General features: G+C 69.4%; 19 protein-coding genes. 4 read left to right on the forward strand and 15 right to left on the reverse strand.

The window, feature by feature from the left end; translation table 11 throughout:
• The coding region (locus ACI1US_RS03230; protein ID WP_461638114.1) for a nitronate monooxygenase at positions 1–263 on the reverse strand (263 nt) is incomplete at its 3' end.
• A gap of 114 nt (positions 264–377) precedes the next feature.
• Here ACI1US_RS03230 and purS point away from each other — a divergent pair.
• Together purS and purQ are read left to right on the forward strand one after the other, a co-directional pair.
• The gene (gene purS / locus ACI1US_RS03235) at positions 378–644 is read left to right on the forward strand and encodes a phosphoribosylformylglycinamidine synthase subunit PurS (protein ID WP_416550095.1); all 267 of its coding nucleotides are present in this window, start codon (positions 378–380) and stop codon (positions 642–644) included.
• Positions 644–1,348, forward strand: a complete 705-nt coding sequence (gene purQ / locus ACI1US_RS03240) for a phosphoribosylformylglycinamidine synthase subunit PurQ (protein WP_416550094.1) — start codon at positions 644–646, stop codon at positions 1,346–1,348. The genes purS and purQ overlap by 1 nt, the downstream gene beginning before the upstream one ends.
• Positions 1,349–1,554: 206 nt before the next feature.
• On the opposite strand, the gene ACI1US_RS03245 is transcribed toward purQ, so the two are convergent.
• The 6 genes from ACI1US_RS03245 to ACI1US_RS03270 all read right to left on the reverse strand — a co-directional run bounded on the left by ACI1US_RS03245 (position 1,555) and on the right by ACI1US_RS03270 (position 7,800).
• Positions 1,555–2,316 (reverse strand): iron ABC transporter ATP-binding protein, encoded by a 762-nt coding sequence (locus ACI1US_RS03245; protein ID WP_461638117.1) that lies wholly within the window; start codon positions 2,314–2,316, stop codon positions 1,555–1,557.
• Positions 2,313–3,341, reverse strand: coding sequence for an iron chelate uptake ABC transporter family permease subunit (locus tag ACI1US_RS03250; RefSeq protein WP_461638118.1), 1,029 nt, complete (start codon positions 3,339–3,341; stop codon positions 2,313–2,315). The genes ACI1US_RS03245 and ACI1US_RS03250 overlap by 4 nt, the downstream gene beginning before the upstream one ends.
• Positions 3,334–4,410 carry an iron chelate uptake ABC transporter family permease subunit gene (locus ACI1US_RS03255; protein ID WP_461638120.1) on the reverse strand — a complete coding sequence of 359 codons (1,077 nt, stop codon included), beginning with the start codon at positions 4,408–4,410 and terminating at the stop codon, positions 3,334–3,336. Before ACI1US_RS03255 ends, ACI1US_RS03250 begins: the two co-directional genes overlap by 8 nt.
• A 5-nt stretch (positions 4,411–4,415) precedes the next feature.
• Positions 4,416–5,429 (reverse strand): siderophore ABC transporter substrate-binding protein, encoded by a 1,014-nt coding sequence (locus tag ACI1US_RS03260; RefSeq protein WP_461638122.1) that lies wholly within the window; start codon positions 5,427–5,429, stop codon positions 4,416–4,418.
• A gap of 163 nt (positions 5,430–5,592) precedes the next feature.
• Positions 5,593–6,651, reverse strand: coding sequence for a GNAT family N-acetyltransferase (locus ACI1US_RS03265; RefSeq protein ID WP_461638124.1), 1,059 nt, complete (start codon positions 6,649–6,651; stop codon positions 5,593–5,595).
• A gap of 102 nt (positions 6,652–6,753) precedes the next feature.
• Positions 6,754–7,800 (reverse strand): hypothetical protein, encoded by a 1,047-nt coding sequence (locus ACI1US_RS03270; protein WP_461638125.1) that lies wholly within the window; start codon positions 7,798–7,800, stop codon positions 6,754–6,756.
• Positions 7,801–7,927: 127 nt separating this feature from the next.
• Between ACI1US_RS03270 and purL the strand changes: the two genes are divergently transcribed.
• Complete coding sequence (purL, locus tag ACI1US_RS03275) at positions 7,928–10,255, forward strand: phosphoribosylformylglycinamidine synthase subunit PurL (RefSeq protein ID WP_416550093.1); 2,328 nt, start codon at positions 7,928–7,930, stop codon at positions 10,253–10,255.
• Positions 10,256–10,332: 77 nt separating this feature from the next.
• Here purL and ACI1US_RS03280 read toward each other — a convergent pair whose 3' ends face one another.
• The 6 genes from ACI1US_RS03280 to hemE are packed head-to-tail and all read right to left on the reverse strand — an operon-like array spanning position 10,333 to position 17,259.
• On the reverse strand, positions 10,333–11,733 hold the full coding sequence (locus tag ACI1US_RS03280) for a glutamate-1-semialdehyde 2,1-aminomutase (protein ID WP_461638127.1): 1,401 nt from the start codon (positions 11,731–11,733) through the stop codon (positions 10,333–10,335).
• On the reverse strand, positions 11,730–12,704 hold the full coding sequence (gene hemB / locus ACI1US_RS03285; protein WP_461638129.1) for a porphobilinogen synthase: 975 nt from the start codon (positions 12,702–12,704) through the stop codon (positions 11,730–11,732). Before hemB ends, ACI1US_RS03280 begins: the two co-directional genes overlap by 4 nt.
• Entirely contained in the window at positions 12,701–13,528 is an 828-nt protein-coding gene (locus tag ACI1US_RS03290) for a uroporphyrinogen-III synthase (RefSeq protein WP_461638131.1), read from the reverse strand. Before ACI1US_RS03290 ends, hemB begins: the two co-directional genes overlap by 4 nt.
• Complete coding sequence (hemC, locus tag ACI1US_RS03295) at positions 13,525–14,535, reverse strand: hydroxymethylbilane synthase (RefSeq protein WP_461638133.1); 1,011 nt, start codon at positions 14,533–14,535, stop codon at positions 13,525–13,527. Before hemC ends, ACI1US_RS03290 begins: the two co-directional genes overlap by 4 nt.
• Positions 14,532–16,160: a protoporphyrinogen/coproporphyrinogen oxidase gene (locus tag ACI1US_RS03300; RefSeq protein ID WP_461638135.1), complete on the reverse strand. Its 1,629-nt coding sequence runs from the start codon at positions 16,158–16,160 to the stop codon at positions 14,532–14,534. The genes hemC and ACI1US_RS03300 overlap by 4 nt, the downstream gene beginning before the upstream one ends.
• On the reverse strand, positions 16,150–17,259 hold the full coding sequence (gene hemE, locus ACI1US_RS03305; protein WP_461638137.1) for a uroporphyrinogen decarboxylase: 1,110 nt from the start codon (positions 17,257–17,259) through the stop codon (positions 16,150–16,152). Before hemE ends, ACI1US_RS03300 begins: the two co-directional genes overlap by 11 nt.
• 110 nt (positions 17,260–17,369) lie before the next feature.
• On the opposite strand from hemE, the gene ACI1US_RS03310 reads away from it, so the two are divergent.
• Complete coding sequence (locus ACI1US_RS03310) at positions 17,370–18,707, forward strand: glutamyl-tRNA reductase (protein WP_461638139.1); 1,338 nt, start codon at positions 17,370–17,372, stop codon at positions 18,705–18,707.
• Between the two features lie 21 nt (positions 18,708–18,728).
• On the opposite strand, the gene ACI1US_RS03315 is transcribed toward ACI1US_RS03310, so the two are convergent.
• Positions 18,729–19,568, reverse strand: a complete 840-nt coding sequence (locus ACI1US_RS03315) for a lysostaphin resistance A-like protein (RefSeq protein ID WP_461638141.1) — start codon at positions 19,566–19,568, stop codon at positions 18,729–18,731.
• Between the two features lie 392 nt (positions 19,569–19,960).
• Positions 19,961–20,581 (reverse strand): dTMP kinase, encoded by a 621-nt coding sequence (gene tmk / locus ACI1US_RS03320; protein ID WP_416550091.1) that lies wholly within the window; start codon positions 20,579–20,581, stop codon positions 19,961–19,963.

Raw genomic sequence — 20,581 nt, forward strand, 5'->3', positions numbered from 1 at the left:
GCGATCGACGCGGCGTACCGCGCGAACGCCGCAACGTCGACCGCCGCGCGGTCAGGCACGAACAGGTTCACGCCGAACTCCCCCGTGTGCGTGCGGAGTTCACTGATGTCGGCGGCCAGCTGCGGTGCGCTCCGGTATCCGGCCGGGAGAAACCCGAAGGCACCCGCTGCGCTGGCGGCCGCGGTCAGCGCCACGGTCGTCGCCCCGCCCGCCATCGGGGCTGCGACGATCGGGGTTGCGGAGTGCAGAAAGCGTGAGGTCATTGGATCCTCCGATGCGAGCGGAACCGGCGTGGCGGAGGCGGAAAACCACCGCTCTGCCCAGGGTAGACTTATTCGGTACGCATCCCGTTTATTTCGCGAACCTGGAGGCACTCCTTGCCCACGATTGTTGTTGATGTCATGCCCAAGGCCGAACTCCTCGACCCGCAGGGTAAGGCGACGACGGGGGCGCTCGAGCGTCTCGGTCACGGCAAGTTTGAGAACGTACGCATCGGTAAGCGCTTCGAGTTCACCGTGCAGGGCGAGGTCACCGAAGCGGTGCTCGCTGAGGTCCGCCAGGTTGCCGACGAGATCATGTCGAACTCGGTGATCGAAGACGTCGTCGCGATCTCCGTCGACGGTGTCGCAGTCGAGGCACGCTAATGGCGACCCGTATCGGTGTAGTCACCTTCCCCGGGTCGCTTGACGACCGCGATGCACAGCGCGCGGTTCGCCTCATCGGCGCGGAGCCCGTTGCGCTCTGGCACGCAGACCACGATGTGCAGAACGTCGACGCGATCATCCTCCCCGGCGGCTTCAGCTACGGCGACTACCTGCGCCCCGGCGCGATCGCCGCGCTCGCTCCCATCATGACCGAGGTCATCGACGCGGCGGGCAAGGGCATGCCCGTGCTCGGCATCTGCAATGGTTTCCAGATGCTCGTCGAGGCGAAGCTGCTGCCCGGCGGACTGATCCGCAACGCGCACCAGCAGTTCATTCGCCGCGACCAGCGCCTTGTTGTGGAGAACGCTTCGACCGCGTGGACGAACACGTTCGAGCAGGGGCAGGAAATTGTCATCCCCCTGAAGAACGGCGACGGCGGCTACATCGCGAGCGACGAGACCCTCAAGCAGCTCGAGGGCGACGGCCTCGTGGCATTCCGCTACGCCGGAATCAACCCGAACGGCTCGCTCAACGACATCGCCGGGCTCACGAACCCCGCGGGCAACGTGGTCGGCCTCATGCCGCACCCCGAGCACGCCATCGAGGAGGGCTTCGGCCCGAACACCCCCGAGGCCATGCGCTCGGGCGTCGACGGTCTTGGCTTCTTCGAGAGCGCACTGAACGCAATCGCCGCGCGCGTCTAGCGGCGACTGGCCCTCGGGCCGCGCACGGCAAGGGCCGGGAGAGCTACTGCTCCCCGGCCCTTTCTGCGTCTGGGTGCGGTGGGTGCCGCCGCTGCGCCCCCTTCCGGCATCCTCCGTGCCCCTATTTTTCTATTCCGAGCCTTGCGCGGCCTGCGCAGGGCTCGGAATAGAAAAAACGGGTCGGAATGGGTGGGCAGGAGCGCAACCTACACGCGGTAGTAGATCGCGACCTTGTGGCCCGCGTGCTCGATCACCTCAACCTCGGTGCCGAACACCCGCTCGAGCACCTCCGGCGTCATAATCTCCTCGGGCGTGCCAGACGCCACGAGCTCGCCGTCCGCGAGCGCAATGATGCGATCGGCGTACGCGGAGGCGAAGTTCACGTCGTGCACGACAAGCACGATCGTCTTCCCGAGCGCATCGGCCGCCGCACGCAGCTGCCGCATCATGCCGGCCGCGTGGCGCATGTCGAGCCCCGTCAGCGGCTCATCGAGCAACACATAGTTGGTGTCTTGCGCGAGCACCATCGCGACAAAGGCGCGCTGCCGCTGCCCGCCGGAGAGTTCGTCGATGAAACGATCCTCCATGCCGGCGAGATCGAGGAACGCGATTGCGGCGTGGATCGCGCGCCGATCCGCCTCCGTCGTGCGGCCGGCCGAGTGCGGGAAGCGCCCAAACGTCACGAGCTGGCGCACCGTCAGCCGCGCCATGAAGTGGTTTTCTTGGCGGAGGATCGACACCATCTGCGCAAGCGTCTTCGGCTTCGCGGTGGCAACGTCGAGTCCCCCAACGGTGACCTGCCCCTCGTCCGCGCTGAGGAGACGGCCAATGATCGTGAGCATCGTCGACTTCCCGGCACCGTTCGGTCCGATGAGCGCGGTGATCCCGCCGGGCTCGATCGTAAGATCGACAGGCCCGAGCACGCGCTTACCCGCGTAGTTCTTGCCAATTGATGTGAGCTGGATCAACGCAGCCCCTTTCTGAGCAGCACGATGAGGAAGAGCAGACCGCCCGCGAACTCGATGATGACGGTGACGAGGCCACCCGCGGAAAAGATGTGTTTGAGCACGAACGTCGCGCCGATGAGGGTGACGAGGCCGATGCCGATCGCGAGCGGAAGGATCTCGCCGTGCGAGTCGTTGCGCGCGAATTGGTATGCGAGGGTCGCAACCAAGAAGCCGTAGAAGGTCATCGGCCCGACCATCGTGACCGAGACCGAGATGAGCACTGAGACGAGCACGAGCACGATCACCACCTCGCGGCGGTAGTTGATGCCGAGGCTCACCGCGGTGTCGCGGCCGAGAGCGACGACATCGTAGGTCTTGCGCTTGCGCCACACATAGATGAACACTGCGAGCGCGATTGCCGCAGCGTAGGGCAGGTACGCGATATTGCCCTGGCCAATGCTGCCGAACAGCTTCGCGCTGAGCACGTCGAAGTCGCTTGGCGTCAGCATCCGCTGCATGAACGTCGACACCGATCCGAACCCAATGCCAAGCACGATGCCCACGAGCAGCAGGAGGTGGAGGTTCGCGCGCTTGCCCGAGAACAGCCAGCCGTACAGTCCGGTCGCGAAGAGGATCATGAGCCCGCTCTGCGCGAGAATCTTCGGGATCCCCTCGAGTCCCGCCGCCGCCGACCCGAAGAAGAACACCAGCGCGGTCTGGGTGAGCACGTAGAGCGCGTCGAAGCCGAGGATCGACGGGGTGAGGATCCGGTTCGATGTCGCCGTATGGAACAGGACGGTGGCGACCGCCTGGCAGACCGCGACGAGTGCGATCGTGCCGAGAGACCCGAGGCGCGACCGCACGATCACCCAGTATCCGTCACTCCCGGGGGCTGCGGGGTTGCCGTAGACGAGGATCGCGATGGCGAAGAGGATCGCGGCCGAGAACACAATGATGACGGGGAGCGCCTGGCGGAGGCGCGATGGGCTGGGATCGGGGCCCTCTGGGAGCACGCCCTCCGGGCTGAGCCTTGCGATATCAGTCACGGACCCTGCTCCTCAAGAGAATGGCGATGAACACGACCGAGCCGATCATCCCGAGCACCATCGACACTGGCACCTCAAACGGCATCCGGATCGTTCGCCCGACGAGGTCGCACGCGGTGACTAGGGCGATGCCGCCGATGCAGACCCACGGCAGGTTGCTCCGCACGTTGTCGCCGCGGAGCATCGCGACGATGTTCGGCACCACGAGCCCAATGAAGGGCAGGAAGCCGACGACGACCGTCGTCACGCCGGCGGCTACGGCGACGAGCGCGGTGCCAGCGATGAGGATCGTCTCGTACCGCATCCCGACGCTCGTAGCGACGTCTCGGCCGAGCCCGGCCACGGTGATCCGGTCGGCGAGCAGGAAGACGAGGAGGGTGACGATCGCGACGATCCACAGCACCTCGTAGCGGCCGCGGACGACGCTCGTGAAGCTGCCCATGAACCAGGTGCCCACCATCTGGAGCAGGTTGAACTGCACCGCGAGGAAGGTGGTCACGGCGCTGACGACGGCCCCGAGCATGATGCCGATGAGGGGCACGACGAGGGTGGATCGGATCACGATCCGCCGCAGAATGAGCATGAACGTCATCGCCCCGACGAAGGCGAACACGCTCGAGACGACCATGCGCCCGACGAGGCCGAAGTCGGGCACCAGGAGGGTCGTGAGCAGCAGCCCGAGCGCCGCCCATTCCGTCGTGCCCGAGGTGGTTGCGTCGACGAAACGGTTCTGGGTGAGCATCTGCATGACGAGTCCGCTCGCCGCCATCGCGGCTCCCGCGAGCAGCAGCGCGAGGGTGCGCGGCACGCGGGTGATCCAGATCATCTCGCTCCCCATCTCGCCCTCGGAGATGTCGTACACGCCGACGAAGAGGGAGAGCACGAGCAGACCCGCCACCACCACAATGGCGATGGCGAGCGGCCACACCTTCGTGCGGGGAGCCTCAGGGACCTCGATGTCTTTTGGCGAGATCGCGGCGATCCCTGAACTGTTTCTCCCGGCAACACGAGGGCGCCCGCTTAATGAAGCGGGCGCCTCTCCGCCACCGGGTTCGGTGGCCTGATTCATCTGTTTCACGCAGCCTGGAAGGCGTCCCGGATCTGCTCGAAGAGGGCTGTGTAAGCCTGGATATCTTCGGTGAGGTAGAAGTTTGCGTCGAGGTAGACGATCTGCCCCTTCTCAACCGCGGTGACCTTCTGGAGTGCCTCCGAGCCGGCAATGAGCTCGTCTGCGGGCGCTGCGCCCGGCTCGAGATCTTCGGGGGCGAACGAGGCGTCGCGGTCAAGCACGATCGCCCAGTCGGGGTTCGCCGCGGCGATGGCCTCGACCGAGATGTCATCGCCGTGCGAGGTGTCTTCGGCCTCCTGCTCGATGGCGGGAACGAGTCCGAGTGCGGGGAATACCGGGCCAACGCTGCGGCCGGTGGTGGCTGCGACGTACTCAACCTTGCCGCCGGAGGTGATGAGCCCCATGACGGTGTCGGTGCCGTTGTAGGCCTGCTTCGCGTCGGCAATCGCCGCGTCGAACTTGGTGTTCAGCTCGGCTGCCTCGTTCTTGTGGTCGAAGATCTCGCCGAGGATGGTGGTGCTGCGCTTGAGCTCGCTCATGAGGTCCTCGCCATCACGGGGCGAGAAGTCGAGCACGACGGCGTCGGGGTTCTGCTTCTTGATGTCTTCGTAGTGGCTGCTGAAGCGGTACCCGGCGAAAATGACGTCGGGCTCAGCGGCGACGATCGCTTCGAGGTTGGGTTCGCGGTGCGAGCCAACGTCTACGACAGCGTCGTTGTCGGTGTAGCCCGGCCAGACCGAACCCATGATGCCCTTCGGGGCTGCAGCGAGCTCGACGTTCCAGCTGTCGAGGGTTTCAAAGAGGTGGTTGTCGAGGGCGACGACGGTCTCGGGGTTCACTGGGACCTCAACGGTGCCGTAGTTATCGGTGATCGAAACCGTTGAGCTCGAGCCCTCGGCGGGCTTCGTCTCGGATTCTTCCGCGGGCGTCGAGCTGCAGGCGGAGAGGACGAGGGCTGCACCGGCGGCGAGCGCTGCGATGCTCAGCAGGCGCGGCCTGCGGGAGGTACGGAGAGTCACGATGAATGAATTCCTTAGTACGAAGTCAGTTGATGGCACGCCAACTTCCGGGTGGAAGTAACGAGGTTCCAAGAGAGGGCCCGTGCACTGGGCAAATTCCCATCATCGGTTCCTGCTTAGGTAAGCCTAACCTTGAATTCATCTGATGTTCAAGAGGGGTGCGCTATTTGTTACTAGGAACAGGGGTTTCAGCGTGCGCCCTCAGCGCGTATCCGTAGGCGAGCAGCTGCAGCTCCGAGCCATCGTCGAGGTGGATCAACCGCTCGCGGTCCGGGAGCCGGTCGAATCCGAGCCGTTCGTACAGCCTCACGGCACCCGGCATCATCGGGCTCGTCTCAAGCGACAGCTGCTTCGCTCCGCGGATCCTCGCCAGTCGCAGGCTGTGCCTGGTGAGCAGCTCGCCGATCCCCCGCCCGCGCGCGGCACGCGCAACACCGAGCAGCCGGATATCCATCTCTCCCGGCTCCGAAACCAGCGTGATGAGCTCCCGCTGCCGGGGCGTCGTCACCGTGCCGAGCAGCTCGCCCGTGACGACATCTTCGGCCACCCACACGAGCCACGTGGCTGCCCGCGACGCAACGTCGGCGATGACGGCGAGGTACGACGCATCCAGGTGCGCGTAGTCATCGCGATAGGCGGCGAGCACCATGTCACTCACCGTACCGATCTCGTCCTCGCGGATCAGCCGCACCCGCACGTCCGGGCGTTCCTGCAGCGGGTACCGGTACGTGAGCGAGCTCCCATAGCCCGAGGCCGAACGCGCACTGTCGAGTTCGTGAGTGTGCTCGAATCCGAGCCGCTCGTAGAGCCGCTGGGCGGGATTGCGCGAGCCAGTGTCGAGCCGCAGCGCGCTCACGCCCCAGCGGAGCGCCTCTTCGAGGCCGGCACGCACAAGCGCCTCGCCAATCCCGCGTCCCTGCGCGGCGGGAGAGACCGCAAGGAGCCGCAGCTCCGCCTCCCCTGGCACGGCGAGCTTCGCGTGGGAACTGTCTGGGCGCAGCACCGATGCCGCGCCGAGGATCTCACCGGCATCCTCGAACACGAGCACCCTGCCGTCAGCATCGCGGCCAGCGGTGTCGCTCTCGGATCGTTCCCACTCAGCGTTCCCCGCGAGCTCTGCTGCATACGGGCCCGCGGAGTACGCGGCCCGGAGCAACTGCGCCTCGGCTGGGTATTCCTCGGTTCGGATAGGGCGGATCAGCGGGGAGTCTGCAACAGTCACCCGGCCATTCTAGAACCGCGTGGGCAGCCCTCGCGGCTCCGCCGGCCCCGCTCCATCGGCCCCGCGCCATCGGCCCCGCTCCGCCCGCAGCAACCGCTCCGGCTACAGCTGAGGCGGCAGCGGGGCCCCGGGCACCGAGAAGTCCGGCTGCCCGTCGGGGCGTGCCGGGATCGGTCGGCCGTCGGCGAACGTCGGCCACGGCAGCAGCACGACGCCGTCCGCATTCGCGATGGGCGCGCCGGGTGCGAGTGGCTGCGGGGCTTGCTGGCCGGGCTGGATCGGCTGGGAAAGCTGCTGATCGAGCTGCGCGGGCTGCTGGTTCAGCTGGGCGAGCTGCGCGGGCTGCGGCGAGGCCTGGGACGCCGCAGCGGCCTGCGCCGCAGCGGCCTGCGCCGCGGCGTCCGCGCGCGTGTGCGCCTGCCCCGCGGCGGTCGCGCGCGTGTGCGCCTGCCCCGCGGCGGTCGCGCGCTTGCGTGCCCGCTCATCGGAACCGTTCGCCCAGCGCAGCAGCAGCGTCACCGACAGCCCCAGCGCGGTAAGGATGAGGACCGCCGTGGCGATCTTCCAGTAGAGATCAGGGATGTGCAGGCTGAAGGCCTCGATCCCTACGGGTGCGGTGAACAGGATGCCAGAAAGCACTGCCAACACGCTCGTGATAAACGCGAAGCGGTTGCCGGCGTCGTCGGACTCGTCCCCGAGGCGCAGCAGCACCTCGCAGCACACGATAACGAGGCGCGTCACGGCGATGACCAGGAGCGACTTCCAGAAGATCTCGAGCACGAGCGAGAACGGATCGTATGGCGTCATCCAGATCACGACGAGCAGCAGCCCCAGGATGTACGTGTTCGCAATGAGTGCCACGGGCGCGTACCACTCGTTTGCGCGTTCACGGCTGGTGTCGACCGCCGTCAGTACGACGAAGACGGCGAACAGCGCAAAGGTCGAGAAGACTCGCTCGAAGCGGCCCTCGAAGTCGCCAATGAACAGCAGCGAGATCGAGGCCAGTGTGAGGCCGATCAGCAAGATGATGCTGACGCGGAGAAACACTGACAGCTTCTTCTTGCCAGGGGCAGCTTCCGGCGAGGCACCGAGCTGGGTACCAGCCGGGCCTGCCTCACGAACGTCCTGCGGGGCGTGATTTTCGCTCATACCCCCAGTCTGGCACTTGCGGGCTGCGAACTGTGAGAAATCGTTTGTTCGGGTCGAAACTCAGGGCTTCTCCCCGGTCGTCGCGGCGGGGGCAAACCGTCAGCGCAAAGCGGCGTAGACTTGGGGGGTGACTGACTTCGCTGCCTCTTCATCCCGCCCCGATACGGTCGCCGACGCGGCTGCCACCCCCGAGAAAGAGCAGCCGTACGCGGCCCTCGGACTCCAGACCAACGAGTACGAGAAGATCCGCGAGATCCTCGGCCGCCGCCCGACCTCTGGCGAGCTCGCCATGTACTCGGTGATGTGGTCCGAGCACTGCTCGTACAAGTCTTCCAAGCCCTACCTTCGCCAGTTCGGCAAGAAGGTCAACGACAAGATGCGCGAGCGCCTGCTCGTCGGCATCGGTGAGAACGCTGGCGTCGTCGACGTCGGTGAGGGCTGGGCGGTGACCTTCAAGGTCGAGAGCCACAACAGCCCCTCCTACATCGAGCCGTTCCAGGGAGCTGCAACCGGCGTCGGTGGCATCATCCGCGACATCATCTCGATGGGCGCTCGCCCCGTCGCGGTCATGGATCAGCTGCGCTTCGGAGCGATCGATCACCCGGACACCGCACGCGTTGTGCACGGCGCCGTCGCCGGCATCTCGTCGTACGCGAACTGCCTGGGCCTGCCGAACATCGGCGGCGAGACCGTGTTCGACTCGGTCTACCAGGGCAACCCGCTCGTGAACGCCCTCGGTGTCGGAGTGCTCCGCCACGAGGATCTCCACACCGCAAACGCTTCGGGCCTCGGCAACAAGGTCGTGCTCTTCGGCGCGCGCACCGGCGGCGACGGCATCGGCGGCGCCTCGGTGCTCTCCTCCTCGAGCTTCGAGGAGGACGGCCCGTCGAAGCGCCCCGCGGTACAGGTCGGCGACCCCTTCGCGGAGAAGGTGCTCATCGAGGCCTGCCTCGAGATGTTCCAGGCTGACCTCGTCGAGGGCATCCAGGATCTCGGCGCGGCTGGCATCTCCTGCGCCACCTCGGAGCTCGCCGCAAACGGCGACGGCGGCATGTTCGTCGAGCTCGATAGCGTGCTGCTGCGCGATCCCTCGCTCACCGCTGAGGAGATCCTCATGTCGGAGAGCCAGGAGCGCATGATGGCAATCGTCGCGCCCGAGAAGCTCGACGCGTTCCTCGCGGTCGCGAAGAAGTGGGACGTCGAGGCAAGCGTGCTCGGCGAGGTCACCGACACCAACCGCCTCATCATCAACTGGCAGGGCGAGGAGATCGTGAACGTCGATCCCTCCACGGTCGCGGTTGATGGCCCGGTCTACGACCGCCCGGTCGCCTACCCGACGTGGATGGACGCTCTCAAGGCCGACACCGTGAACGCAGCGGGCCTCGAGCGCAACGGCTCGGCCGACGCGCTCCGCGAGCAGCTGCTCACCGTGACGAGCGCGCCGAACCAGGCGGACCTGTCGTGGGTGACGAACCAGTACGACTACTACGTCGGCGGCAACACCGCGCTGTCCTTCCCCGACGGCGCGGGCATGATCCGCGTCGACGAGGAGACCGGCCTCGGCATCGCGATCTCGACCGACGCGAACGGCCGCTACTCGTACCTCGACCCGTACGTCGGCGCACAGATCGCCCTCGGCGAGGCGTACCGTAACGTCGCAACCACCGGCGCGGTCCCGACCGCCGTCACCGACTGCCTGAACTTCGGCAGCCCCGAGAACCCCGAGGTCATGTGGCAGTTCGCGCAGACCGTCGAGGGCCTCTCGGACGCCTGCCTCCACCTCGAGGTCCCGGTCACGGGCGGCAACGTCTCGATGTACAACCAGACCGGTGACACCCCGATCCACCCGACCCCCGTCGTTGGCGTGCTCGGCATCATCGACGACGTCGCGCGTCGCGTGCCCTCGGGCTGGCAGGATCAGGGCGAGCACCTGTACCTCCTCGGCGTCACCCGCGACGAGCTCGACGGCTCGGCCTGGGCTGAGTCGGTGCACTCGCACCTCGGTGGCGTGCCCCCGAAGGCTGACCTCGACGCCGAGCGCACGCTCGCTGAGCTGCTCCACGCGGCTTCGCAGGGCGGCCTGCTCTCCGCAGCGGTCGACCTCTCCGAGGGTGGCCTCGCGCAGACCCTCGTCGACGGCGTGCTCCGCTTCGGTGTCGGCGCTCGCGTGTGGATCGACGAAATCATGCAGCGCGACGGTGTCGACGCTGTTGCCGCTCTCTTCTCGGAGTCGCAGGGCCGCGTGCTCGTCGCGGTGCCCCACGAGGAGGACGTGAAGTTCCGTGGACTCTGCGAGGGCCGCAACTACCCCGTGCTGAAGATCGGCGTCACCGACCAGTCGGGCGACGACGCGGCACTCGAGCTGCAGGATCGCTTCACGCTGCCGCTCGCTGAGCTCCGCACCGCGGTGAACGCGACGCTGCCCGCGGCCTTCGGCCCGGTCATCGCCGAGTAACTCGCGAGGCGCGAAAGGGGGAGGGTGTCACCGTCAGGTGGCACCCTCCCCCTTTTCTGTGCTGAGGTCCCGCGGTGTCAGACCGCGGCCGCGGCCCGAGCGGCAGCCGGCAGCACCTCTGCGATGCGCCCGATGGCCCGATCGTCGTGTGCGGCGCTCACGAACCACGCCTCGAACGCGCTCGGTGGGAGGTTCACGCCGCCGGCGAGCATGGCGTGGAAGAACGCGCGGTGCTGGTCGGTGTTCTGCCGCAGCACGTCGTCGTAGTTTGCTGGCGCGACCGGGTAATCCCCAAACAGCACGCTGAGCAGCGTGCCGGCACGCTGCACGCGGTGCGCAACTCCGGCCGCGGTGAGCGCGTCCTCGACCTCCACGGCGAGCGCGTCAGCCGCCGCCGCGAGTCGTTCGTAGACGGCGGCGTCGGCGCCCCGCAGCGTCGCGAGCCCCGCGGCAACCGCGAGCGGATTGCCCGAGAGCGTCCCGCCCTGATACACCGGGCCGAGCGGCGCGAGCAGCTCCATGAGGTCTCGCCGACCTCCGATGGCTGCGAGCGGCAGCCCGCCGCCGACGACCTTCCCAAAGGTGAAGAGGTCTGGTGCGAGCCCGGTCGGCATGGTCTCGCGTTCGATCCCCCAGAAGCCTGCAGCGCTCGCCCGGAACCCGGTGAGCACCTCGTCGGTGATGACAAGCGCGCCGTGCGCGTGCGCCGTGCGGATCAGGCCCTCGGTGAAGCCCGGGTCCGGCGGCAGGATGCCCATGTTCGCCGCTGCCGATTCGGTGATGACCGCCGCGATCTGCCCCTCGTGCGATTGGAAGGCGTGTTCGAGCGCTGCGAGATCGTTGTAGGGCAACACGAGGGTTTGCGCGGCGTTCTCGGCGGTGACGCCCGCGGAGCCGGGGAGTCCGAAAGTCGCGAGCCCAGAGCCTGCAGCTGCGAGTAGCCCGTCAGAGTGGCCGTGGTAGTGCCCGGCGAACTTGATGATGAGCGGCCGCGAGGTTGCGCCGCGGGCGATCCGGATCGCCGTCATCGTCGCCTCCGTGCCTGTCGACACGAGCCGCACGCGTTCGACGTCGGGCATGCGGGCGATGATCTCCTCGGCGAGTTCAAACTCGCCCGGCACCGACGCACCGAAGCCCAGCCCGTTGCCCGCCGCCTCCTGCACGGCCGCCACCACTGCGGGGTGCGCGTGCCCAAGCAGCGCCGGCCCCCACGCGCCGACGAGATCGACGTACTCGGTGCCGTCGGCGTCAGTCACCGTCGCACCGCTGCCGCGCACGAAGAACCTCGGTGTGCCGCCGACTGACCCGAAGGCCCGCACTGGCGAGTTCACGCCGCCGGGGATGACGTTCGAGGCTCTCGCAGCGTATTCGGCGCTGCGGGCGGTCGGCTGGCTTGCGCGCTCCGGCCCATCGGGGTGAGACGCTGCGGGGTGCGACGCTGCGGCCTGCGACGCTGCGGCCTGCTGCGCGGCGCTCATCGGAGCCACCCCGCGAGCTCGGTCGCGAAGTAGCTGAGGATCGCATCGGCCCCGGCCCGTTTGATACCGACCACCGATTCCTCGATTGCTCGCCTGCGGTCGATCCAGCCGTTCGCTGCTGCCGCTTCGATCATCGCGGCTTCGCCCGAGACCTGGTAGGCCCACACGGGCACTGAGCTCATCGCGGCGACGTCCGCGAGCACGTCGAGGTAGCTCATCGCCGGCTTCACCATCACGATGTCGGCGCCCTCGGTGATGTCGAGCTCGACCTCGCGGAGCCCCTCGCGCCGGTTTGCCGGGTCCATCTGGTAGCTCTTGCGGTCGCCCGTGAGCTGCGAGTCGACCGCCTCGCGGAACGGCCCGTAGAAGGCGGACGCGTACTTCGCGGAGTACGCGAGCAGCGAGGTGTCGTTGAAGCCGGCCTCGTCGAGTGCGCCTCGCACCGCGGCGACCTGCCCGTCCATCATGCCGGAGAGCCCGAGGATCTCCGACCCGGCCTCCGCCTGCGCGAGCGCCATCGCGCGATACCTGTCGAGCGTGGCATCGTTGTCGACCGTGGCCCCGTCGCTGCCGAGCACCCCGCAGTGACCGTGGTCGGTGAACTCGTCGAGGCAGAGGTCCGTCTGCACGACAAGCGCGTCGCCGGCCTCGGCACGAACAGCGGCTGTTGCCACGTTGAGGATGCCCTGCGGGTCGTCGGCCGCGCTCCCCCGCGCGTCGCGCTCGGCAGGAATGCCGAACAGCATGACGCCGCCCACCCCGGCTTCCGCGGCGTCCGTGGCCGCAGCGCGGAGCGAGTCGAGCGTGTGTTGCACGACGCCCGGCATCGAGCCGATCGGCAACGGCTCGGCGAGCCCCTCGCGCACGAACATCGGGAGGATGAGCTCGCGCGGGTGCAGTCGGGTTTCGGCCGTGAGCCCGCGCAGCGCGGGGGTGGCGCGCAGGCGCCGCGGGCGGATCGTGGGGGTCATGTGGTTTGTCCTTCTGGGTTGATGGTGCGGGCGGCGTAGTCGACGAGGGCTGCGACCGTTCCCGCGGCAGTGTGCACGGGTGCGATCACTGCGGGTGGGAGTCCGAGACGGGAGAGTTCCCGCGCGGTGGGCGCACCGATGGCGACAACGACAACGGTCTGTGGCAGCGGGGCGAAGCGCGCGGCGAGGGCACGCGCCCCCGACGAGCTCAGCACGAGGGCGGCCCCGAGGCGGGGGCGAAGCGCGGCGTCGGCCGCGGGGTCTGCATGGGCTGGGACCGTCCGGTAGGCGGTGACCCGGTCGGGCGCGAACCCCGCGGCGCGCAGCCCCTCTTCGAGGGTGGGTTCGGCGATCTCGGAGAGCGGCAGCAGCACGCGGCCCCCTGGGCTTCGCTCGGCACTGATGGTGTCGATCAGGCGGGCAGCGAGCTCGGCACCCGTGAACTCGGGCGGCACGAGATCCACCGCAAAGCCGGCTGTCGTGAGCGCGGCGGCTGTCGCCGGACCGACGGCGGCAACGCGGGCAGAGCCAGGGCGGGCTCCCGCCGCGATGAGCGCCTGGGCGCCGTGCACGCTCGTCACCGCGACCCAGTCGAATGCTCCGCGGTTGAGCTGCGTGACGGATTCCTCCAGCGGGGCGTTATCGCGCGGGGGCACCTGCTCGATGAGGGGCACGAGCGCTGCCTGCGCGCCGTGCTCTGCGAGGAGCAGAGCCATCGCCTCGCCGCGCTCCCCGCCGCGCGGCACGAGCACGGGTCTGCCTCCGAGCAGCCGCGCGAGGGGCTGCCGGTCAGGCTGCACATCGGTCTGCGGGGCGTCCGTCATCGCGCGGCTCCGAGCGGGGCGAGCTGTTCGGCACCGCGAGCGAGGAGTTCCCGTGCGACCTGGCGGCCGAGTTCGGTCGGTGCTGCGCCGTCGGGCATACTCGCGTCCCACGGCAGCGAGGCCGCGGCGGTGAGCTGTTCGCTGCCGTCGAGCCGGTAGACGGTGGCGGTGAGGGTGAGGATCCCGTCCGCAATGCTGCCAGACGCGCCGATCGGCGCGGCACAGCCCGCTTCGAGGGTGCCGAGCAGCACGCGCTCGGCGATCGCCTCGGCGCGTGCCTGCGGGTCATTGAGCGCGGCGAGCGCCTGCGCGAACGGCGCGGACTCGGCGTCGGCGGCGCGGACCTCGATCGCGAGCGCACCCTGACCGGGAGCCGGCGGGGCGACGTCGAGCGCGAATCGCTCGGAGATCGCGTCACCACGGCCGATCCGGTCGAGGCCGGCCGCCGCGAGCACGACGGCGTCGAGATCCGCGTCGACGCGCGCGAGCCGTGTATCGACGTTGCCGCGGATGTCGGAGACCGCCAGGTCGGGGCGGCGAGCGAGCAGCTGCGCGGCGCGGCGCGGCGATCCGGTCCCGACCTTCGCCCCGATCGGGAGGGTCCCGAGCGTGAGACCGTCGCGTGCGCAGAGCGCGTCGCGCGGATCCGCGCGCACCGGCACGGCACCGAGCGCGATGCCGTCGCAGGGTCCGGTCGGGAGATCCTTGAGCGAGTGCACGGCGAGGTCGCACTCCCCCGCGACGAGTGCCTCGCGCAGCGCGCTCACGAAGACGCCGGTGCCGCCGAGCTGCGCGAGCGGGGCACGCGAGACGTCGCCCTGGGTCGCGATGATCACGAGCGCGACGTCGACCCCCGTGGCGTCGGCGATCGCCTCGGCGACGCGCGTGGTCTGGGCGACGGCGAGCGCGCTGCCGCGTGTGCCGATCCGGAGCAGCCCAGGGGCCGCGGCGAGGGGCCCCGCTGCACGGGTGACGCTGCCGGGAGTGTGAGTGGTGGAGCTGGTCATGCTGGAGATACCGGGCCTTCGGGGGTCGATGCGGTGGTGCGTTGGTGTGGATCAGTGCGGGGTACGACGCCGTGAGGAACGGCACCGTGAGGCGGGGCGCGGTGGGAGGCGGCGCTATCGCCGCGGTCGAGTGCGCGCAGCAACTCGGTTGCCGCTGCGCGGGCGCCGGGGATCACGGAGGCAAGCCCCGTACCGAACACCCAGTCGCCGGCGAGCGCGATGCCCGCGGGGGCGGCGATCCTGGGCGTGGGGCCGGGAGGGGCGCCGACGTGCCAGGGTTGCCTCGCCCAGTCGACGATGTGCTCGGGCGCGATGGCAATACCGAGGATCGCGCTCGCGTCCCTGCGGGCGAGAGCGACAGCCTCGTCGTCGCTGAGCCCCGCGGTCTCGGGGGCGAGACCCGCTCGCCCATACGATAACCGCAGAACGTGTGTGCCGGGGGCGACGTGCCCGGCACGGTCCGGCCACTTCGCGGTGACGTGTGTGAGCGCCTTCGCCGCGATCGGCTCGCCCGTCCCAGCGCCCGAGCCCGCGTCAGAACCAGCTCCAGCTCCAGCTCGAGCGGCGACGAGCGCGCCCGTGCCGCGGGGAGCCGCGTCAAGCCGTGCATCGGCGACCGCGAGCGCGATCACCTCGATGGCGTGCTCTGCAGGCGGGTCCTGGGCCGCCAGCGGGGCCGTCGACTGGGCCGCGTCTGCGTCCGTGCGAAGCGATCCGATGAGGGCATTCGCTGCTGCCTCGGGTACGGCAAGGACCACCCCGTCGCACCGCGTGACGAGCTCGCCCGTGTCATCGGCGAGGATCCACTGCGCGCCCTCGACCGATCCCACACCTGTTGCCGCGGCTGTTCCCGCGGCTGCTCCGGCGGCCGGCCCGGTGGCCAGCGAGGCGACCCGCACGCCGACACGCATCTCGACGCCGAGCCGCTCGAGGTCGGCCCTGAGTTCGGCGACGAGGGTCGTCATGCCGCCGGCGAGCGACGCGACCGCGCCGCCGGCGGCCAGACTCGCGTCGCGCAGCTCACGCGCTCCGCGCACGAGCGAACCCGTGCGCGCGACGGCGGCCTGCAGTCCGGGCACCGCGGAGAGCCGCAGCTGTTCCGGCCCCGTCGAGTAGACCCCCAGCGTGATCGGGCGCACGAGCCGGTCGAGCACCCGGCTGCCAGCGCGGCGGCGCACGAGCGCGGCAACGGTGGTGTCAGCTGGCAGGTTCCGCAGTCGCGGCAGCAGCGGCTCGAGCGCAGCTCGGATCGCGCCTGGCACGCCCAGGTGCCGCCGCGCGGCGGCGCTGAGAGGCCTCGCGGGGATCCCGAGCGCCCCGCCCGGCGGCAGCGGCAGCGCGCCGCCTGCGCCGACGACCCAGGCCCCCGCGGCGGCAGGCTGCACAATGTGCTCACTGAGTCCGAGCTCGGACAGCAGTCCGGCAACCGCGCCACCCCTGGTCGCGAATGCTTCAGCCCCCATGTCGAACTGGGCGCCTGCGAGATCGGTCGCGCGGAGCCGCCCGCCGAGCTCACGCTCCGCTTCGAAGACCGTCACGCGTGCGCCCGCGAGCGCGAGCTCCCGTGCAGCGACGAGGCCTGCGACGCCGCCGCCGACAACGGCGACGTGTGGGCTAGCGTGCATGCGCGAGCTGCACGATGCGCGTGAGCACATCGGGGTCGGTCGTTGGCGGGACGCCGTGGCCGAGGTTGAGGATGTGCGCCGGTGCCCGCTCGCCTCGCGCGAGCACATCGGCGACGTGCGCCTCAAGCACGGCGGGAGGTGCGCTGAGGAACGCCGGGTCGAGGTTTCCCTGGAGGGGGAAGAGGTCGCGCAGCCGGGCGCTCGCCTCGTCCAGCGGGAGCCGCCAGTCGACACCGACCGCATCCGGGTCGAGAGCGGCGAGCTCCTCAAGCAGGTGGCCCGATCCGACAGCGAAGTGGATCACGGGCACCCGCAGCTGCGTCGCCGCGTCCCGCGGGTTCGGGAACCTGAACTCGCGCGCCAGGCTGAGTGCGCGTCGCGATGCCGGGGCGACGTTCACACGGTACGCCTCCACGCTCAGCGAGCCCGCCCACGAGTCGAAGAGCTGCACGGCGCTCGCGCCGGCCTCGATCTGTGCTTCGAGGAAGACCGCGCTGAGATCCGCCGCCCACGCGAGCAGCTCTCGCCAGGTCTCAGGGTCCGAGTGCATGAGCGCACGCGCACGCAGGTGCTCGCGCGACGGCCCGCCCTCAACGAGGTAGGCGGCGAGCGTGAACGGAGCACCCGCAAACCCGATGAGCGGGGTCTCGCCGAGCTCGGCAACCGTGAGGGCGACGGCGTCGCGGATCGGTCCGATCGCCTCCCGCATCCGCTCGGGCGTGAACTCCGCCTTCACTCTGGCGACGTCCGCGGCGGTCCGCACGGGCTCAGCAAACACGGGGCCCGTGCCGGCGACGAGGTCGACGTCGACACCCGCGATGAGCAGCGGCACGACGATATCGCTAAAGAACACTGCGGCGTCGACACCGTGCCTGCGGACGGGCTGCAGCGTGATCTCGCTCGCCACCTCAGGGTTCAAACAGGCGTCGAGCATACGATGCTCAGATCGCAGTGCGCGGTATTCGGGGAGCGACCGCCCCGCCTGCCGCATAAGCCATACGGGGGCGCGTTCTGGCCGCTCGCCGCGGAGGGCTTTCACGAGCGGGGAGTCGCTCGTTGCGCCGGAGACAAGTGGGTGAGTTTCGCTGAGAAGTTTCATCGATCGAGATAGTAACCCATAGATCTGATGTGATAGATCAGATGTGTTCAGCTTGGGATGGTTTGCTGGGTGCCGACCCACGTACCGCCCGCTCGAACCGAGATCATTCCATGCTTATTTCGCTTTCCATCAGCCTCGATCGCGCCCCGTTTGAGCTCCTCGAGTCGCTCTCGAAGCGCTCAACAGAGATCGCTGCGGGGCTCGACGACCCCACGCTCACCGCCGGCTCCGTCGTCGTGGCCACGTGCAACCGGTTCGAGGTGTACGCGGAAACCGGGCAGGATCGCAGCGCCGAGATCCTCGCGCGGGTTGCGGCCGCCGCACACATCGACGCGGCGGAACTCAGAGCCGTCGCGGCCCTCGCGACCGAGCACGCCACCGCCCAGCACCTGTTCGCGGTCGCGGCCGGCCTCGAATCCGCGGTCGTCGGCGAAAGCGAGATCGCCGGCCAGGTCAGGCGCGCGCACGACGACGCCCGCGATCGCGGCACACTCACCCACGACCTCGAGCACCTGTTCCGCACCGCAACGCGCACCTCGCGCGACGTCGGGCACCGCACCGACATTCGCTCGGCCGGCCGCTCGCTCGTGCGGCTCGCGCTGCGGATCTCCGAGGCCCGGGTACCCGACTGGGGCACCGTGCGCGTGCTCCTCATCGGCACCGGTGCCTACGCTGGCGCGACGGTGACCGCGCTCCGGGCCCGCGGCGTCGAGACGATCCGCGTGTTCTCCCCCTCCGGCCGCGCCGAAGCCTACGCCGAACAGCACGACCTCGCCGTGACGCACCGGGACGATCTGGGGGCCGCGTTAGCCGAGGCCGACCTCGTCATCGCGTGCACCCGTGCGGAGGAGCCGGTGCTCACCGCCGAGATCCTCCGCCCGATCGCCGACCCGCACCGCGCTCGCCTGCTCATCGACCTCGGCATGCCGCGCAACATCGATCACGCGGTGGCCGAGCTGCCCGGCATCGACCTACTCGACATCGAGGGGATCGCGAAGCACGCACCCGTGGCGGAGCTCAGCGCCGCAGCAGAGGCGCAGGAGATCGTGAGCCAGGCCGCGGCAGAGTTTTCCGCTTCGCGCGCCGAACGCGACGCCCTCCCTGCTCTGCTCGCGCTCCGCACCCACGTCTTCGGGATCCTTGAGGACGAGCTTTGCCGCGCGAGGATCGCCTCTGGCTCCGCTGCGGATGCCTCAGCGGGCTCCGCCACAGACGCGGCCACAGGCGAGGCCGCAGACGCCGCGCGTGCCGGTTCCGCTGCCGGTTCCGCTGCCGCTCGCACCGCGGAGGTCGAGGCTGCCCTGCGTCGCTTCACCGGCAAGCTCCTCCACACCCCGATGACGCGGATCCGCTCGCTGGGCCGCGAGGGCCGCGTGCCCGACGCCGCGGAGGCGCTGGAAACGCTGTTCGGCATCGATCCGGCAGCCCTCGGCAGCGGCCACGAGTAACCGGGGCACCCGTGTCAGCGACTAGCTCAGCCGCCGCGCCTTGCCCCGAACGAACACGAGCATCACGAGCCCACTAAACATGAGCAGCACCGTGGCCGGCCCGGCAAGCTCGAGACTCAGGCCCGCGCCACCGCCGTCACCGTGCGCGTCGATGCCACCGGTTGCGAGAAAAGTGCTCGGGTCTGTGAGGCCGTGAAGCAAGACCGCCCAGATGAGGTTGCCCGTCACCCGCATGACGAGGTACATGAGCACACCGAATACGAAGGTGTAAGCGAGCGTGCCAAGCACGGTGTTCAGCGACTGCCCGGTGAAGATATTCACGGCGTGCATCGCCGCGAACAGCAGCGAGGACACCGCCACCACGACCCACTCGGAGTAGCCGCCGCGTCGCAGCAGGGAGACCGTTAGGCCGCGAAAGAGCAACTCTTCGGAGAGCCCGATGAACAGTCCCGACGCAAACGCCATCGCGACGACCCCTGGGCCGTACGCGCCGTAGTCGATCCCGATGAGTCGCAGCACGATCGGCAGCATGACGACAGCGGGCGCGAGCCACATCCACCAGGAACGCCCGACCGGCTGCGCGGTGAACAGCGGGCGCGGCAGCCAGCCGAGCGACCACGCGAACGCGAGCAGCATCACCGCCCCGATCATGACGGGCAAGCCGAGGCTGGCGAACACGCTGCCCGGCGTCGCGAAGACGTTCTCGGCTACGAGTTCTCGGGTAACCGGCAGAAACACGAACGGGGCAAGCTGATAGGCCACCGCATACCCAGCGACTACGAGCAGCGCCCGCCACCAACCGCCCCGACCCCAAAACGTGCGCCAGCGGGATTCCCCGCGTCCGGTGTCCGATTCGTGCATGGCGATCCCCCGTTCGCGAACGCCGCCGGCCGGCTGCGTCTGTGCGGAAAATCGTACTCCTTGCGAGCCCGCACGAAAAGCGGTTCTTCACATCCCAGGGTGTGCGTCCGGTGCGCCCGGTGCGCCGCGGGGTCCTGCCGCGCGGGGTCCTGCCGCGCGGGGTCCTGCCTCGATTCCTCTCCGCCCCGATTAATTCAGACCGACCCTTACGAAGGCCACAGAGGGGTCGGAATGGATTAAACGGGGGGGGTGCGGATGCATGCCGGGAGGTGGGCCGGGCATCACGGCGCGAGCGCGGCGGTGGGTCGGGCGGGCGGATGCCCCGGAGCGAGGCTGCCGCGGACGGCTGCACGGGATCGCGGCTGCCGTGGGCGCCTCCGCGGTTTGGCGCGTTAGCCCGCCGAGAGTCGTTCGGCGACGCTGGCCCGGACGACCGCGTGAATCTGCTCGGGGGTGCCCGAGGCGTCGACGACGAGGAAGCGGTCGGGTGAGGCAGCCGCGAGCTCGCGGTACGCGCTCCGCACGGCCTCGTGGAACTGCTGCGCTTCGGCCTCAAGGCGGTCGTCATCACGCGATGCGCGGCGCGTGGCCGCGACCTCGGGTGCGAGGTCGAAGAGCACGGTCAGGTCGGGCCAGAGCCCCTGGGTTGCCCATTCGCTGATGCGCCGCACCTCGTCGACGTCGAGCACACGGCCCGCGCCCTGATAGGCGAGGGAGGAATCGATGTAGCGATCCTGCACGACGACCGCGCCGCGAGCGAGCGCCGGGCGCACGATCTGGGCGATGTGCTGCGCGCGATCCGCCGCGTACAGCAGCGCCTCCGCGCGCGGATCCACCGCCCCAATCTCGTCGCCGCCGTGCAGCAGGATTCTCCGCACCTCAACGCCGAGCGGGGTGCCGCCTGGCTCGCGCGTGCGCACCACCTCACGGCCCTCGCCCGTCAGCCAGTCCTCGAGCAGGGCTGCCTGCGTCGTCTTCCCGACGCTGTCCCCGCCCTCGAGCGTGATGAACAT

This window comes from Leucobacter sp. BZR 635 (assembly GCF_048061935.2).
Lineage (GTDB): Bacteria > Actinomycetota > Actinomycetes > Actinomycetales > Microbacteriaceae > Leucobacter.